Raw genomic sequence first — 16,574 nt, 5'->3', positions numbered from 1 at the left:
GCCCTTCCACGGCCTTGCCGGCCTGATTTGGAAATGTGCCTGTTTGGACGCCAGTTTCGGCTATTTATTCTTGCGCCGGTTCACCGACGCGCATGATTTCCCATTCTAGCGTTATGCCACTGGACTCGTAAACCTTTTTTCGCACCTCCTCGCCCAATCCTTCAAGATCGGCCGCCGTTGCCGAACCGGTATTGATCAGAAAGTTCGAGTGCTTCTCGCTCATCTGGGCACCACCCTGGCGCGCACCGCGTAAACCTGCCGTATCAATCACCTTCCAGGCCTTGAGATCGTGCACGTCGTCCGCGCGTCCGGTCGAGCTGAACCCGGCCGGGTTGCGGAAGGTCGAACCGGCTGAGCGGTCCTTGGTGGGCTGGGTCGCGTCCCGTTTGGCAAGCTGCTCGGCCATGCGCGCGTAAAGCTCCTCTTTCGGGGCCTTCGGGCCCCGCATCGTCGCCTCGACCAGTATCGCGCCCTCCGGCAGGCTGGACTGACGATAGCCGAATTGCAGGTCGTCAGGTGTCAGCGTGAGCCTGTCGCCGCCTCTTGTGACAGCCCGCGCTTCGATCAGAACATCAGCCATATAGGTCCCGTAGCATCCGGCATTCATCCGTACGGCCCCGCCGATAGAGCCAGGGATCGTGCGCAAAAAGCTAAGATCCAGACCCGCATCAGCGGCCTTTCTGGCGACATGGGCGTCCAAAGCTGCAGCCCCTGCCCGGACGATATCGCCCTCGACCTCGATCCCGTTGAACGCGCGGCCCAGGCGGACGACAAGCGCCCGCACGCCCCCGTCGCGGACGATCAGATTGGACCCGACACCAATTGGAAAAACCGGTATCGCCGGATCGAGGCTTTGCAGAAACCGGGAGAGGTCGTCGAGATCGGCGGGCTGATAAAGCCAATCCGCCGGCCCGCCCACGCGAAGCCAGGTCAGCTCGCTCAGAGGTTTGTCCCTGGTCAGACGTCCTGCATAATGGTTTGGAATGTCAGGCATCGCTCTGCTCCGGATCGGCTTTTTGCCTCATGTGCCCCCGCCCCGGACGAAAAGCAACCGCTCAAAAGGTCCGCGCTCAGTCCCGTCGCAGCCGTCCCCGCAGCCAGCGACCCAGATAGATGACCGGCCAACGCAATATCGACATGCCCGCCAGCAGAACCGCCAGACCCCACCAGGGACCGTTCTGGTAAATGACAAAGCCCAACACGGGAACGCCAATCGCGATCAAAATGTAAGCCCGCCGCCAGTGGTTATCGCGACTCGGCAACATCGCCAGAACACTGGCCAGAAGCACCCAGATGGCCGCAAGGACGAGAGACACGCTCAGCATGGGAGCGCGGCCCGCTCAAAGGGCCGGCACGGTGGAGGTCGCGTGATGGACCAAAGCCACATCAAGCCGCGTTCTTGCCAAGGCGTGCGGGCAGGTTATTCGCCCATGCACTGATCGTCCCCGCCCCCAGACAGACCACCATGTCGCCGGGCCGGGCCTGTTCCCGCACCAGACGCTCCAGATCGTCTTCGGACATGATCGCACGGGCATGGCGATGGCCGTGCCGGATCAGGCCCGACACCAGATCATCCCGGGAGGCGCCGGGAATGGGATCCTCCCCCGCCGCGAAGACCTCGGCGATTGCGACAACATCCGCTTCGTTGAAGCACGAACAGAAGTCCTCGAAGAGAGAGCTGAGACGTGTGTAGCGATGCGGCTGATGCACGGCGATCACCCGGCCGTCGGTGGCCTGGCGCGCCGCTTTCAGCACGGCGGCAATCTCCACCGGGTGATGCCCGTAATCGTCGATGATCGCCACGCCGTCAACTTCGCCCACGCGCGTGAAACGGCGGTTGACCCCTCCGAACCCGGCCAATGCGTCGCGGATCTCGCTGGCCTTCATGCCGAGATGACGCGCAACCGCGACCGCCGACAAGGCATTCGACACGTTGTGATCGCCCGGCATCGGCAAAGAGCACCCCTCGATCACCATCTCGTCGTTCTGCAGGGCGATGTCGAAATAGGCGACACCCCGTTCATAGCGCAGATTGACCGCCCGCACATCGGCCTGCGCGTTGAAGCCGTAGGTGACCACACGTCTGTCGGAGATCTTGCCCACCAGCGTTTGAACGTCCGGATCGTCCGTGCAGCACACGGCGAGGCCGTAGAAAGGTATGTTGGAAACGAAGTCCAGAAACCCCTGATGCAGGTTCTCTTCGGTGCCCCAATGCTCCATATGCTCGGGGTCGATATTGGTCACGATGGCGATGGTTGCAGGCAGGCGGTTGAAGGTGCCGTCGCTTTCATCGGCCTCTACCACCATCCATTCGCCTTGCCCCATTCGTGCGTTGGACCCGTACGCATGAATGATCCCGCCATTAACCACGGTCGGGTCGAAATTTCCCGCATCAAGCAAGGTGGCCACCATCGTGGTGGTCGTGGTTTTGCCGTGGGTTCCCGCAACGGCGATGTTCGACTTGAGGCGCATCAGTTCGGCCAGCATCTCGGCCCGTCTTACCACCGGCAAACCCCGCCGGCGCGCCTCGTCAAGCTCGGCATTGCCCGGCTTGATCGCGGATGAGATCACGACAACCTCGGCATCTTCGAGGTTTCGAGCCTCTTGGCCCACGAAGATATGCGCGCCCAGATCGGCCAGACGCTCGGTGATCTTGGACGCTTTCAGATCGCTGCCCTGCACCACGTATCCGTGGTTCAAAAGGACCTCGGCAATGCCCGACATGCCGATCCCGCCGATCCCAACGAAATGGATGGGCCCGACATCGCCGGGAAGTTTGGTGGCTGGGGTCATGACGGCTCCTTTGCGGCGAGCTCTTCGACAAGGGCGGCCAGGCGCTCGGTGGCATCGGGCGCGCCAGCGCCAAGTGCCGCGTTCGCCATATGCAGGGCCGCTTGCGGTTGGGTCAGAATTGTCGCCATTTGCGCCGCGAGGCTGTCGGCGTCAAGGGCGCTTTCGGGGATCAGGATCGCGGCCCCTGCGTCAACAAGGCTGCGGGCATTGGCGGTCTGGTGATCGCCCGCGGCGGCGGCATAGGGGATCAGGATGGCGGGGCGCCCGATCACCGACAGATCGGCCACCGATGACGCCCCAGAGCGTGACACGACAAGCTGCGCCTCGGCCATGCGGGCCGGCACATCGTGAAAGAAGGGCTGAACATCCGCCGGGATCCCGTGTTCGACATAGAATTGCGTCACCCGTGCGTGATCTTCGTCGCGGGCCTGATGGCTGACGCGGATATGCTGGCGGAGCTCGTCCGGCAGGCGGGTCAGGGCTGCCGGCACGACATCGCTAAGCACGCGCGCGCCCTGGCTGCCGCCCATCACCAGTATGTTCATCGGGTAATCTCCGGGCGGCGTATAGGGTGCGCCCGCACGGTCAAGCACCGCGCCGCGCACCGGATTGCCCACATGCAACCCACGCGCGGTGATCGGCAGTTCGGTTGGCCAGACGCCGCAGGCCACCTGATGCACACGCTTGGCAAAGACCTGATTGACCCGTCCCAGCACACCGTTCTGCTCATGGATCATGCGCGGCAGTCGCAAGAGCCAGGCAGCGCTCATGGCGGGGATGGTCGGATAGCCGCCAAACCCCACGACGACGGTTGGCTGATCCCTGCGAAAGCGCATCACCGCACGCAACACGCCTGCAAGAATACGCGGCGCCACCATCGCCTTGGCCAAAAGGCCACCGCGCGCGAATGTCGCGCTGGAGACCTGCGTCATCTCGGTCGAATGGGGAAAACCGCCCGTATAGCGCGCGCCCCGCGCATCGGTGGAAAGCTGAACCCGCCAGCCCTTGCGCAACATCGCCTCGGCCAGAGCCTGGGCCGGGAACATATGCCCGCCCGTGCCGCCCGCCGCGATGAGAAGCAGGGGTTGGGTCATCCCACACGCCCCCTCAGAATATCGCCAATCTCTCCCTGCGCCCGCGTCCGGGTGAAGGCCAGAAGCATGCCCACCGCGATACCGCCCGCGATCAGGGACGAACCGCCGTAGCTGACAAAGGGCAGCGTCATGCCCTTGGCGGGCAAAAGCCGCACCGCAACGCCCATATTGATCATCGCTTGAACACCGAACATGCAGGCCAGTCCCGTCCCGGCCAGCCGCACGAAGGGATCACGCTCGCGGATCAGACGCAGGAGCGACCGCACCACGATGCTCGCATAAAGCGCGATGATCACAAGGACGAGGATCAGCCCGTATTCCTCGGCCGCCACGGCCACGATAAAGTCGGTATGCGCGTCGGGCAAAGACCATTTCACCTGCCCCTCCCCCACACCCACGCCGAAAAGCCCGCCTTCGCGGATCGCATTGGTGGCATATCCCAACTGCGTGGTTGGATCGACATCGGGGCTGAGAAAGCCGTCGATCCGCCGGGCGAAATGTTCCGAATTGGCATAGGCCAGGGTGCCCGCCAGCACCACCATCGCGGCCATTCCGACCAGAAGGATCATTGACGCACCCGCCACGAAATACATCACGCCCCAACCAAAGAGGACAAGCGCTGCCTGTCCGAAATCCGGTTGCAGCGCCAGCATCAGCACGATGGAAATGCAGAGCGCAAAAGACCATGCCGTGCCCGGAGGGCCGTTGATCTGCTGGCTCGCCGCCAGCATCCAGGCCGCAACGACCACAAAGCCCGGTTTCAGAAACTCCGACGGCTGGATCGAGGCAAAGCCAAGGCTGTACCATCGCACAGCACCCTTGCCGAAATCAGTGCCAAAGAGCGGCAGAAAGGCAAGCGCGACAAAAGCGGCCAGAAAGCCCAGAACCGCGAGACGGCGCACAAGCGTCGGCGACATCATTGACGTCAGGATCATCGCGATCAGAGCCGCACCGCCAAAGATTGCCTGTCTCTGGACATAGTGAAACGGTTCGAACCCGTTGCGCGCAGCCAGAGGCGGCGAGGCGGCGAGACCCAGCAAAAGACCGATTGCAAACAGGATCAGCACACAGGAGACCGACCATTTGTCGATCGTGCGCCACCATTTTGGAAGTACAGGCTCGCCATCCCGCATCGGGACCGCGCCATAGACCATTTCCGTCATGCCGTTACCGCTCTTCTGCCTCTGCCCGTGCCCCTTTTCGGGGTCTGAGCGAGACATTAGCCGCAAAAGCCCCATCACGCTAGCCTCTTCCTCTTGCAAGTGGCGGCAATTCGCGTCACGCGAGGCGGCGATGGACTGGAAAACGATCATTCTTGGTGCCGGTGCCGCTGGCCTGATGTGCGCCAGCACGGCGGGATCTGGCGTGCTCGTGATCGACCATGCCAAAGCCCCGGGCGAGAAGATCCGCATCTCGGGCGGCGGGCGCTGCAACTTCACCAACCTTCATTGCACGCCCGAGGCCTTTCTCTCGGAAAACCCTCATTTCGCAAAATCCGCCCTCGCCCGCTATACGCAGTGGGATTTCATCGACCTCGTCGACCGCCATGGCATCGCCTGGCACGAAAAAACGCTGGGCCAGCTTTTCTGCGACGGCTCCGCGCGCGAGATCATCGCCATGCTGCGCGCCGAGATGGACCAGGCCGGCGCCACGCTCTGGCTTTCGACAAAGATCATCGGCGTTCAACCCGTCGACGGCGGTTTCGCAGTAGAGGTGGAACGGGACGGGCAACGATCCGTCCTGCGGGCCCGCTCCCTCGTGCTCGCAACCGGCGGCAAGTCGATCCCCAAGATGGGCGCCACCGGGCTGGCCTACGACATCGCCCGCCAGTTCGGTCTGCGCGTGACCGAAACACGCCCTGCGCTCGTTCCGCTGACCTTCCCCGACAATCCGTTCAAACCGCTCGCGGGTGTGTCGACACCCGTGCGCGCCTATGCCAATGGCACCCATTTTGACGAAGCGATGCTGTTCACCCATCGTGGCCTGTCGGGTCCCGCGATCCTGCAAATCTCCTCCCACTGGCACGAAGGGGAGCCCATCGATATTGACCTCGATCCAACCGGCGCGCTTCTGCCCGCGCTCAAGGCCCAACGGCAAAGCGACGGGCGCCGCCAGCTTGGCACGGCCCTGTCGCAACACCTACCCGGTCGGCTGGTAAGCTACCTGGGTGAGACCCATGACCTGAGCGGTCGTGTGGCAGATCAATCTGACCGGGCCCTTTCTGCTCTGACGGACGCTTTGCGCGCCTGGCGCCTCACGCCCGGCGGATCCGAAGGCTACCGCACCGCCGAGGTCACCGCCGGCGGGATCGCGACCGATGCCTTCTCCTCCCGGACGATGGAATGCACCTCCGTCCCCGGCCTCTATGGGATCGGGGAGGCGATGGACGTCACCGGCTGGTTGGGTGGGTATAATTTCCAGTGGGCCTGGTCCTCTGCCCAGGCCGCTGGTCGGGCGATCTCCGCCACCTGAGCTGACCACCAGCGCAACGACGTCATGGTGTGTCGCGTCTCAACATGCTCCAATATGGCGTGCGCCGCAGGCGCTCCTTTTGGTCAACGCCCCGTCAAGCCCGCCGCGTGGTATCACCTTTGACTGCAGGCATGAAAACAACGCGCTTCAGCCCAGCCGTCTGCGCACTTCCGCCTCGAAATCCGCGCCACGCGCCTCAAAGCTGTCATACTGGTCAAAGCTCGCCGCCGCGGGCGCCAGCAAAACCGTATCGCCGGGCTCTGCGTCCTTGACCGCCCGTGCCACCGCTTCCTCCATCGTGATGCAGATCTCGGCCTCCACATCAAGCTGCAGGGCGAAGGCTGCCGCCTCTCGTCCGATCACGTAGGCCCGGCGCACAGCGCCCGTGGCGCCCTTCAGCGCCTCAAGGCCCCCGTCCTTTTCCAGCCCGCCGCAAATCCAGCGGATCTTGCTAAAGGCTCCCAATGCCTTGACCGCGCTGTCGACATTCGTGGCCTTGCTGTCATTGACATAGCTGACCCCGCCCGCCTCGGCGATGACCTGGCTGCGATGGGGCAGACCCTTGAAGCTCTGCAAGCCCGCCTCGATCACCCTTGGCGCCATCCCCAGCGCGCGGGCGACCGCATATGCCGCGCAAGCATTCTGGTGATTGTGTGCCCCCGGCAGCCCCTTGATGCCGCGCAGATCAATCGCGCCAACCTGACGGGCTTTGCGATATTCGCTCAGAAACCCTTTCCGGGCAAAGACCTGCCAGCCCGGACCCGTCAGCTTTTGACCCGATGAGATGCGGATCACACGGTCGTCTCCACGCCCTTCGGACATCTGCCCGGCCAGAAAGCGTCCCTCCGCCTCGTCCACGCCGATGATGGCGCGATCCGGGCCGCCTTCGGCGAACAGCCGGCGTTTGGCGGCGAAATACCCGCCCATCCCGCCGTGTCGGTCCAGATGATCAGGTGTCAGGTTGGTGAACACCGCGATATCCGGTGTCAGGCTGCGGGCCAGCTCGGTCTGGTAGCTGGAAAGCTCCAGCACCACGACCTCGCCATCAAGCGCCGGCTCCAGGTCCAGAACGCCGCGTCCGATATTGCCCGCCAGCTGCGCGGGGCGGCCTGCGGTTTCGATAAGATGATAGATCAGGGCCGACGTGGTCGATTTCCCGTTGGAACCGGTGACCGCCACAATGCGTGGCGCGACATCGAACCGGTTCCAGTCCTCGGTTGCGAAGGATCGGAAAAAAAGACCGATATCGTTGTCGACCGGCACACCCGCCGCATGGGCCGCCGCCACAATCGGATTTGGCTTCGGATAGAGATGCGGAATGCCGGGAGAGACGATCAGCGCGGTAAGATCATCCAACGCGTCCTGTCTGCTGAGATTGCGAACCGTCAGGCCCTCCGCCTCCGCGCGGGCGCAGGCATCAGGGTTGTCATCCCAGCACAGCGTTTCCGCGCCCCCCGCGATCAGGGCTCTTGCCGCGGCAAGCCCAGACCGCCCCAAGCCCAGAACGGCCACGCGCGCGCCTTTGACGCCTCTCACCGGTATCATGACCAAACCCTCGTCGTAGGCCAGCCGACGCTGGTCGATCTCTCAGCTCTTCGGATTACCATTTCAACGGCGCCCGGTCGCGAAAAAATCCTCCCGTGGGCCCGCTCTCGGGCAAACGGGCCAGCCAGAGCGCCGTCTCCGCGCCCTCTTCGGGTGTTCGGGGTGCGCCGTCGCCCCCCATGCGTGTCTGCACCCATCCCGGGCACATCGCGTTGATCTTGATCCCCGCGGGCAGATCCCGGGGCAATGCATGGGTGAGCGCATTCAAGGCCGCCTTGGCCACGCCATATGCGCCCGGACCGTCGAGCCCCTGATCGAAGCTGCCCCAGTCGGAGGAAAGATTGACAATCCGCCCCCACCCTTGCCGCGCCATATGCGGCACACACAAACGGATAAGCTGATAAGGCGCGTGCACCATCACCTGCATCGAGGTCTCAACCCCCTCCGGGTCCTCGATCATGTTTGTTTCGATGAGAACGCCCGCATTGTTAATCAGCACGTCGATACCGCCCAACGGCTCGATCGCGTCGGCAAAATGCTCCGGTTGCATCAGATCGAGGACAATGGCCTCGCATCCCAGGTCATCTGCCGCTGCACGCCCGGCCTCGGGATCGCGCGCGGCGATGACAACCCGTTGGTCCGCCATAAGACCTGCCGCGATGGCCCGCCCGATCCCCCAATTGCCCCCCGTGACAAGAGCCGTTCTTTCAGGTGTTCTCATGCGGCCAGCTTTGCCGCAGGACGTGCGAAGTTGCAACGGGCGGCGTCATCAGAGGCCTGCCCTGCCTTTTCTAGAAATACGGTTCCGCACCGTGGCCGCGGGACGACCAGAAAGCCGCCCAGCGGCCAGCCTGATCGATGATATGGATCTGTCCCGGAAGAGCGCCCGGATCGTCGGTTCGAAAAGCCTGATCTCCAAGAACATGTTCAAACCCGTTTTCCCCGGCAAGGCGATCAGCCACAGCCAAGAGGGCTTTTGACCATTGGGCCAGCTCTTCGGCTGTCATAATCTCCCATGCGCGGTTCAGGATCTCGGGTTCGAGAACCTTTTCACACTCCGTCAGGAACGCGCCCCGAAAGCTTGTCCTGTCCACCCCGTCATACATGTAAGCGTGCGAGTAGACGGGAAAGCCGTCGCAAGGCTCCATCGCCTCCAGCGCATAATATCCCTTCAGCGCGTCCAACGCCTGCTCTGCCGAGGGTAAGTCGAACCGTCCCTCTTCAAACGCAGCGCGGACCCATGCATCTGCTTCGGCATCCCGGCCAACCTGCGGCGCATTCAGGGTGACATAGGCTGGCTGAGAGAGTTCCGCGAACCGACGTTTCGCGGCCTCCTCGTCAAAAACCGGCTTCGACTTTTTAAGCCCGAAAAGGCTGGTCTTGCCCGGATCCACGTAAGGACCGTCTGTTGGCACCTGTCCCCGAGCGAGAAGGCGAAATTGCCTCAAGAGATCTTCAAACTCTTGCTCATGACCGGCCGTTGGCCGGGCGAGAACGTTGATGTCGAGACCCACTTTCGCTACCGCACCTTCAATGTCGCCAGACCGATCATCGCAAGGATCAGCGAGATAATCCAGAAGCGGATCACGATCTGGGGCTCCGCCCAGCCCTTCTTTTCATAGTGATGATGGATCGGCGCCATCAGAAAGACCCGCTTTCCGGTGCGCTTGTAGTACAAAACCTGAATGATCACGCTCAACGCTTCGACCACGAAGAGGCCTCCGACAACGGCCAGCACCAACTCGTGCTTCGTGGCAACGGCAATCGCGCCCAGGGCACCCCCAAGCGCAAGCGAGCCGGTATCGCCCATGAAAACCGCAGCAGGCGGCGCGTTGTACCACAAAAAGCCGAGGCCCCCGCCGAACAAGCCGGCGGTGAAAATCAGGATCTCTCCGGTTCCGGGAACATAATGCACGTCCAGATATTCGGTGAAATCGACCCGTCCCACCGCATAGGCGATGATCCCGAGTGTGCCGCCCGCAATCATCACCGGCATGATCGCCAGACCGTCGAGGCCGTCCGTCAGGTTGACCGCATTGGCAGAGCCGACGATGACGCAGATCGTGAACGGAATGAAGATGTAGCCCATATAGATGAGCGTGTCCTTGAAGACTGGCAACGCCAGTTGGTTCTGCAGCGCTTCGGGATGATATTGCGTGGCCCACCAGCCCGCGATCGCGGCGATCAGAATGCCCAATGCAAGGCGCAGTTTTCCGGGCACGCCCTTGGTGTTCTGTTTGGACACTTTCGCATAATCATCGGCGAACCCGATCAACGCGAAGCTGAGAGTGACAAAAAGCACCAGCCATATGAAGGGATTATCGAGCCGGGCCCACAACACGGTCGAGGTCAAGAGCGCCCCCACGATCAGCAGCCCGCCCATCGTCGGTGTCCCGGCCTTGGCCAAATGCCCCTCGGGTCCGTCATCGCGGATCGGCTGGCCCTTTCCCTGCCGTTTTCGCAAAACCGCGATCAGGGGACGGCCGAACAGAAACCCGAACAGAAGCGCCGTTAGAAACGCCCCGCCCGCCCGAAACGTGATGTAGCGGAAAAGGTTGAAGAAGTCCCCGCCATCCGACAGCGCGGTCAACCAATAGAGCATGTCAGCTGTCCCTACTCATTATCTTGTGGCGGGGGATGACCCATTTTGCGGATCGCGTCAACGATACGGGCCAGATCCATGCTCAGCGATCCCTTCACCAGAACCACATCTCCGCTGTCGAGCCTGCTTCGGATCACCTGCGCCATTTCGGCGCTGGTTTCGGCCCAAAGGCCGCGCCGATCCTCGCCAAGCCGTTGATGAAGAGACTGCATCAGCGGTCCGACACAATGTATCACGTCGAGTGAGGGGATGGCCTCATGATCCGCCAGGGCGGCGTGCAACGCAGCTTCGTTCGCACCCAGCTCCTTCATGTCGCCCAGAACGGCAATCCGCCGCCCCTTGCTGACCCGTCCGATGTCATGGCGCGGGCTTGCCGCGGCCAGCACCGACAATGCGGCACTCATCGAGGTGGGATTCGCGTTATAGGCGTCGTCGATCAATTCCAGCGTGAGATCGGTCTCCACCGGGTCGAGATAGAGTGTCTCGCGTGCGCCGCGTCCGCGATAAGGGGTCCAACGGCCAAGCGCATGCGTTGCAAGAGCAAGATCCGCGCCGAGCGCCTCACAGGCGGCCAGGGCGCCGAGACCGTTCATCGCGAAATGCACACCTGGCGTGGCCAGTTTGAAGAGCAAGGGCGCCTCATGCGCGGTGGCCTGCACCACGGTGCATTCGTCCTGAACCTGAACGTCCTTGAGCACAAAGTCGAAACCGTGGCGTCCGAACCCGATGTCGCGCACCTTCTGATCCGCGGCTTTTGACTGCAGGATGGCAGCCTGTTCGATGTCGTTGTTCAGAATTGCCGTTCCGCCGGGTTCCAGCCCCTCGATGATCGAGGCCTTCTCCACCGCGATGCCTTCGATGTTGTCGAAGGCTTCAAGATGCGCCGCCCCCACCGTTGTGATCAGTGCAACATGCGGTTTGGCCATGCGGGACAAAGGGGCGATCTCTCCGGGGTGGTTCATCCCGATCTCGATCACCGCATATTCGGTATCTGCCGGCATCCGGGCAAGGGTCAGGGGCACGCCCCAGTGGTTGTTGTAGCTGGCCACGCTGGCATGGGTCTGTCCCTGCGCCCCCAGCATCCGGGCCAGCATTTCCTTGGTCGATGTCTTGCCCACGCTGCCGGTGATCGCCACCACGCGAGCCTTTGTCCTTGCGCGCGCCGCCCGGCCCAGCGCCTCCAAACCGGCCTGAACATCATCCACGATGAGAAGCGGCGCGTCTTGGGCGACGCCATCGGGCACGCGCGACACCATCGCCGCCGATGCCCCCTTGGACAGCGCCTGCGCCACGAAATCATGGCCATCGCGCACATCCTTCAACGCGACGAAAAGATCGCCGTCAACAAGGGTCCTGGTGTCAATGGACACGCCGCTGGCCTGCCAGTCGCCCGTGGCAGTGCCGCCGGTCGCCGCAGCTGCGTCCTTTGCGGTCCAGAGTATCACGCCAGCCTCCCCTCCAGAGCCGCAACAGCGATGCTGGCCTGCTCTACATCATCGAAGGGCAGGATCTGGTCGCCAATCTCCTGCCCCGTTTCGTGCCCCTTGCCCGCAATCAGCAACGCGTCGCCGGGCTCAAGCGCGTCTACAGCGCGCAGGATGGCCTCTGCCCGGTCTCCGACCTCGGTCGCTCCGGGCGCGCCTGCCATCACCGCCGCCCTGATCTCCGCCGGGTCCTCGCTGCGGGGGTTGTCGTCGGTGATAAAGGCGACATCCGCGTTTTCAACCGCGGCCTGGCCCATCAACGGGCGTTTGCCCTTGTCCCGGTCCCCGCCCGCCCCGACCACCACGACAAGCTTTCCCATCACGTGGGGACGCAGGGCCGTCAGCCCCGCCGCGACCGAGGCAGGCGTGTGGGAATAGTCGACAAAGATCGATGCTCCGTTCCGCCGGGTCGCCGCAAGCTGCATCCGACCCCTGACCGTGGTGAGATGCGGCAAGGTTTCAAAGACACGCGTGGGCTCTTCACCGCTGGCCAGGATAAGCCCGCAGGCAACGAGAATGTTTTCGGCCTGAAAGCCGCCGATCAGGTTCAGGCGTGCCTGGTAGGGCTGTCCGAGATAGGAAAACCGGATGTCCTGACCGGTTCCGTCGTAGCGTTGACTGATTAGGCTGAGATCCGTTGGGCCATGCCCCACCGTGAGAATGTGCTGACCACGGGCCGCCGCGATGGCACGCATCTCGGCCCCCTTGGGGTCATCCATATTGATCACCGCGGTCCCGTCCACCGGCAGCACCCGTCGAAACAGTGCGGCCTTGGCCGCGAAATAGGCCTCGAACGTATGATGATAATCGAGGTGATCCTGCGAGAAATTCGTGAAGGCCGCCGCCTTGAGCTGGACACCCTCCAGACGTCGCTGATCCAGCCCATGGCTGGAGGCTTCCATCGCCGCATGGGTGATCCCGTGTCTCGCGGCTTCGGCCAACGTCCGGTGCAGCGTGATCGGTTCGGGCGTTGTATGCGCCAGTGGGGCGGTCCATGCCCCCTCCACACCCGTGGTGCCAAGATTGATCGCAGGCAAGCCCATCTCGACCCAGATCTGCCGAACGAAGGTGGAAACCGACGTCTTCCCGTTGGTTCCCGTCACGGCCACCATCGTCTCGGGCTGGCCACCGAACCAAAGGGCAGCCGTGTAGGACAACACTTCGCGCGGATCGTCCACGACCACAAGGGCCGCATCCGATCTCTCCAGATCCTCTGCCGCGATGCGTGCGCCTTCGGTATCGGTCAGAATGGCCGCAGCCCCCATCCGCAGCGCATAGGTGATGAATTCCCCCCCGTGAACGCGACTGCCAGGCAAGGCGGCAAAGAGATACCCGTCTTTCACATCGCGGCTGTCGACCGCGAGCCCGGTAATGGCCGGATTACGGCCTGCCTGCGCCCTAAGGGCCAGCTCGCTCAAGGTCTTTGCCTGCTCGCCCATCGCACTCCCCGCTCTGCGCGTGTTCTAGTTGGATGACGTCAGCGTTATATCAGCCAGCGGGGCGGGTTCAACGCGGGGACGCAAACCCAAAAGAGGGGCGACGCGTTTGATGATCTCCGCCGCGACGGGAACAGCCGTCCAGCCCGCCGTGCGGCGTGGCTTGTCCCCGTCATTCATCGATGGCTCGTCAAGTGTGGTGATCAGCACATATTTCGGATCGTCGCTCGGAAAGATGCTGGCGAACGTGGCGATCACCTTGTCCTCGTAATAACCGCCGCCGCGCGCCTTGGGTTTGTCAGCCGTGCCGGTCTTGCCGCCCACGCGATATCCAGGCACTTCACCAAAGCTTGCCGTGCCCTCGCTGACAACCTGGCGCAGCATGCGCTGCGATTGCTCGGCCGCGCGGCGTGACATCACGCGCGGTCCCAGCTGCGGACCGTCCTTCTTGAGGACGGTGGGACTGACATAGTGCCCTCCGTTGGCAATCGCCGCATAGCCCGCGGCCAGGTGCATGGGGCTGGTCGAAAGTCCGTGACCGTAGGAAATCGTCATGGTGCTCAGCTCGGACCAATTGGGCGGCAAGAGGGGTTGGCCACCCCGTGCCTCGACGATTTCGATGGGGGTGGGATCAAACATGCCGAGCGTGTCCAGAAATGCCTTCTGCCGCTTCGTTCCGATCCGCTGGGCAATACGGGCCGTGCCGATGTTGGAGGATTTGACGATCACCTTCGAAACGCTCAACTCCTTGCCATAATTGCGGAAATCGCGGATGCGGAATTTGCCCCAGCGCAGCGGACCCCGGATATCGACAATCGTATCGGGATTGACCAGGCCCAGATCCAGGGCTTGCGCTGTGGTGAAGATCTTGAAGGTGGAGCCAAGCTCATAGACGCCTTGCACCGCGCGGTTAAAGAGCGGGCTGTCAGACGGCTCCCCCTCGGTCGGCGGGCGGGGACGGTCGTTGGGATCAAACGTCGGCAGGGACGCGACCGAAAGGACCTCTCCGGTATGCACATCCATCAGCACGGCCGAGGCGCCTTTGGCGTTCATGATCCGCATGCCGCCATAGAGAACCTCTTCCATCGCGGCCTGAATTGTCAGGTCAAGCGACAGTTCCAGCGGCTTCCCGCCCTGGGCGGGATCGCGCAGAAACGCATCGAATTTCTTTTCGACCCCGGCAACGCCCACAACCTCTGCGGCGCTGACGCCCTCTTTGCCGAAGGACGCGCCGCCAAGGATATGCGCCGCGAGTTGGCCGTTGGGGTAAAGCCGCATTTCGCGGGGCCCGAACAGAAGGCCGGGTTCACCGATATCGTGAACCGCCTGTTTCTGCTCGGGGCTGATCTTGCGCTTGATCCAGACGAATTTTCGCTTCCCTGTCAGATCCTTCACAAGCCGGTCGCGGTTCAGATCGGGGAAGATCTCGATCAACCTGTCGATGGACCCGATCGGATCGATCAGCTGCGGTGGCTGGGCGTAGAGGGAATGCGTCTCGAAGTTGGTGGCCAGGATGCGTCCATGCCGGTCCACGATATCCGCGCGTTGTGCCGCGATCTGGCTCCCCGGGGCCAGCGCGACAGGCTCCATCGGTTCGGACATGGCCAGAAGACCCATGCGCCCGCCCACGACGGAAAAGGCGCAAAAGAAAAAGAGGCCCAGAACCAGCAGGCGACTTTCGGCCCGCTGCCGGGCCCGGTCCTGCATTTCCTCGTGCCTCTTGCGGATATTCTCGCGCTCGATCAGATCGGGATTTTCTCCCTGCGACCGGGCCCTCAGGATCCGGGCCAGTGGACGAAGCGGCGTTCGGATCATTGCGTGGCCTCCATCGTCGAGACATCGATCGCATTGGTGATCGGCAGCAGGTCGGCCGGCGGGAAGGCAACCTCATCCACACGACCGAACTGCTCGGCGCTTAAAGGCAGAAGGCCGAGGCGGTCAAAATTGATGTTTGCCAGTTCACGCAAACGGTCCGGGCGATTGAGATAGGCCCATTCCGCGCGCAGCACGGTGAGGCGTTGTTGCGTCTGGCCGATCTCCCGCTGCAATCGCTTGGTTTCGGCCAGGGTCTGCTGGGTGGCGTAATTTTCGCGATAGGCCCAGAAAGCCAGTCCGATCACGGCGAGTGCGGTCAGGATGTAAAGCAGCGGTCTCATGTCCAGGAGGTCTCCAGAACGGGCATTCCAATAGATTTCGGTTCAATCGCGCCTGACGGCGCATCGGTGCGCAGGGCGACACGAAGCTTGGCAGAGCGGGCGCGCGGATTTTCCGCAAGCTCGCGGTCGTCCGGACCGATTGCCTTGCGGGTCAGAATGTTGAACTGCGGCTCTTCCCTCGCCAGCTCGGGCGCATAGCGGTTGGCGCGGCCGCTTTGGCCAGCGCGCGCCTGCAGAAAGCGTTTCACCATGCGGTCCTCGATAGAATGAAAGGTCACGACCGCCAGCTTCCCTCCCGGCCTGAGCGCACGCTCCGCCGCCATAAGACCCTGAAACAACTCTCCATATTCGTCATTCACCGCGATCCTGAGGGCTTGGAAGCTGCGGGTCGCGGGATGCGACTGGCCGGGCTTGGCCCGGGGCAGACAGCCCTCGATCACCGCGGCAAGCTGCAAGGTCGTTTCGATGGACGCCTCTGACCGCGCACGCGCAATGGCGCGCGCGATCCGGCGGCTCGCGCGCTCCTCGCCATAGTGAAACAGAATGTCGGCCAACGCTGCCTCTGTTGCAGAGTTCACGATGTCGGCGGCGGATGGCCCCTCCTGCGACATGCGCATGTCGAGTGGACCGTCCTTGAGAAAGGAAAAACCGCGATCGGGCCGGTCAAGCTGCATCGAGGATACGCCGAGATCCAGCACAACCCCGTCAAGGTCATGCCCATACGCGTCCATCTGGGAAAAGACGCCCTCTTGCTGGACAAGGCGACCTTCATAGGCCCCCGCCCAGTCGGAGGCCAGGTCGAACGCCAACGGATCGCGATCAACGGCGATGACCTGGTCGGCCCCGGCGTCCAAAAGCGCGCGTGTATACCCTCCAGCCCCGAACGTGCCGTCCAGCCAGCGCCCCGTCACCGGCGCGACCGCCGCAAGCAAAGGGCGCAGCAAAACAGGTATATGAGGCACATCATCGGTCTGGCGGGCCGCGGCAGCCAT

The 16,574-nt window shown here is 63.0% G+C and carries 15 protein-coding genes; 1 reads left to right on the top strand and 14 read right to left on the bottom strand.

Annotated elements, in window-relative coordinates:
* Positions 1–64: 64 nt before the first annotated feature.
* The 5 genes from murB to ftsW all read right to left on the bottom strand — a co-directional run bounded on the left by murB (position 65) and on the right by ftsW (position 5,050).
* Positions 65–994: a UDP-N-acetylmuramate dehydrogenase gene (murB, locus tag CFI11_RS08445; protein ID WP_130404928.1), complete on the bottom strand. Its 930-nt coding sequence runs from the start codon at positions 992–994 to the stop codon at positions 65–67.
* Positions 995–1,070: 76 nt separating this feature from the next.
* Positions 1,071–1,322, bottom strand: a complete 252-nt coding sequence (locus CFI11_RS08440; protein ID WP_130409968.1) for a DUF2484 family protein — start codon at positions 1,320–1,322, stop codon at positions 1,071–1,073.
* A 64-nt stretch (positions 1,323–1,386) separates the two neighbouring features.
* Positions 1,387–2,793 carry a UDP-N-acetylmuramate--L-alanine ligase gene (gene murC, locus CFI11_RS08435; RefSeq protein WP_130404926.1) on the bottom strand — a complete coding sequence of 469 codons (1,407 nt, stop codon included), beginning with the start codon at positions 2,791–2,793 and terminating at the stop codon, positions 1,387–1,389.
* Positions 2,790–3,887 (bottom strand): UDP-N-acetylglucosamine--N-acetylmuramyl-(pentapeptide) pyrophosphoryl-undecaprenol N-acetylglucosamine transferase, encoded by a 1,098-nt coding sequence (locus tag CFI11_RS08430; protein ID WP_130404924.1) that lies wholly within the window; start codon positions 3,885–3,887, stop codon positions 2,790–2,792. The genes murC and CFI11_RS08430 overlap by 4 nt, the downstream gene beginning before the upstream one ends.
* On the bottom strand, positions 3,884–5,050 hold the full coding sequence (gene ftsW, locus CFI11_RS08425) for a putative lipid II flippase FtsW (protein WP_130409967.1): 1,167 nt from the start codon (positions 5,048–5,050) through the stop codon (positions 3,884–3,886). Before ftsW ends, CFI11_RS08430 begins: the two co-directional genes overlap by 4 nt.
* 130 nt (positions 5,051–5,180) lie before the next feature.
* Between ftsW and CFI11_RS08420 the strand changes: the two genes are divergently transcribed.
* Positions 5,181–6,359, top strand: a complete 1,179-nt coding sequence (locus CFI11_RS08420; protein ID WP_130404922.1) for an NAD(P)/FAD-dependent oxidoreductase — start codon at positions 5,181–5,183, stop codon at positions 6,357–6,359.
* A gap of 147 nt (positions 6,360–6,506) precedes the next feature.
* Here CFI11_RS08420 and murD read toward each other — a convergent pair whose 3' ends face one another.
* The 9 genes from murD to rsmH form a co-directional block, all read right to left on the bottom strand.
* Positions 6,507–7,904 carry a UDP-N-acetylmuramoyl-L-alanine--D-glutamate ligase gene (gene murD, locus CFI11_RS08415; RefSeq protein ID WP_130404920.1) on the bottom strand — a complete coding sequence of 466 codons (1,398 nt, stop codon included), beginning with the start codon at positions 7,902–7,904 and terminating at the stop codon, positions 6,507–6,509.
* 55 nt (positions 7,905–7,959) lie between these two features.
* Positions 7,960–8,625 carry an SDR family NAD(P)-dependent oxidoreductase gene (locus CFI11_RS08410; RefSeq protein ID WP_130404918.1) on the bottom strand — a complete coding sequence of 222 codons (666 nt, stop codon included), beginning with the start codon at positions 8,623–8,625 and terminating at the stop codon, positions 7,960–7,962.
* A 70-nt stretch (positions 8,626–8,695) separates the two neighbouring features.
* A complete protein-coding gene (locus tag CFI11_RS08405; protein WP_130404916.1) occupies positions 8,696–9,352 on the bottom strand; it encodes a hypothetical protein in 657 nt (218 codons plus the stop codon).
* Positions 9,353–9,423: 71 nt separating this feature from the next.
* Entirely contained in the window at positions 9,424–10,506 is a 1,083-nt protein-coding gene (gene mraY / locus CFI11_RS08400; protein WP_130404914.1) for a phospho-N-acetylmuramoyl-pentapeptide-transferase, read from the bottom strand.
* A gap of 11 nt (positions 10,507–10,517) precedes the next feature.
* The gene (gene murF, locus CFI11_RS08395; protein WP_130404912.1) at positions 10,518–11,951 is read right to left on the bottom strand and encodes a UDP-N-acetylmuramoyl-tripeptide--D-alanyl-D-alanine ligase; all 1,434 of its coding nucleotides are present in this window, start codon (positions 11,949–11,951) and stop codon (positions 10,518–10,520) included.
* Positions 11,948–13,429, bottom strand: coding sequence for a UDP-N-acetylmuramoyl-L-alanyl-D-glutamate--2,6-diaminopimelate ligase (locus tag CFI11_RS08390; protein WP_130404910.1), 1,482 nt, complete (start codon positions 13,427–13,429; stop codon positions 11,948–11,950). Before CFI11_RS08390 ends, murF begins: the two co-directional genes overlap by 4 nt.
* A gap of 24 nt (positions 13,430–13,453) precedes the next feature.
* Positions 13,454–15,241, bottom strand: a complete 1,788-nt coding sequence (locus tag CFI11_RS08385) for a penicillin-binding protein 2 (RefSeq protein ID WP_130404908.1) — start codon at positions 15,239–15,241, stop codon at positions 13,454–13,456.
* On the bottom strand, positions 15,238–15,582 hold the full coding sequence (locus CFI11_RS08380) for a cell division protein FtsL (protein ID WP_130404906.1): 345 nt from the start codon (positions 15,580–15,582) through the stop codon (positions 15,238–15,240). Before CFI11_RS08380 ends, CFI11_RS08385 begins: the two co-directional genes overlap by 4 nt.
* A complete protein-coding gene (gene rsmH / locus CFI11_RS08375; protein ID WP_130404904.1) occupies positions 15,579–16,574 on the bottom strand; it encodes a 16S rRNA (cytosine(1402)-N(4))-methyltransferase RsmH in 996 nt (331 codons plus the stop codon). Before rsmH ends, CFI11_RS08380 begins: the two co-directional genes overlap by 4 nt.

This window comes from Thalassococcus sp. S3 (genome assembly GCF_004216475.1).
In the GTDB taxonomy this organism is placed as follows: Bacteria; Pseudomonadota; Alphaproteobacteria; order Rhodobacterales; family Rhodobacteraceae.
This window is presented reverse-complemented; position numbering and strand designations above follow the sequence as displayed.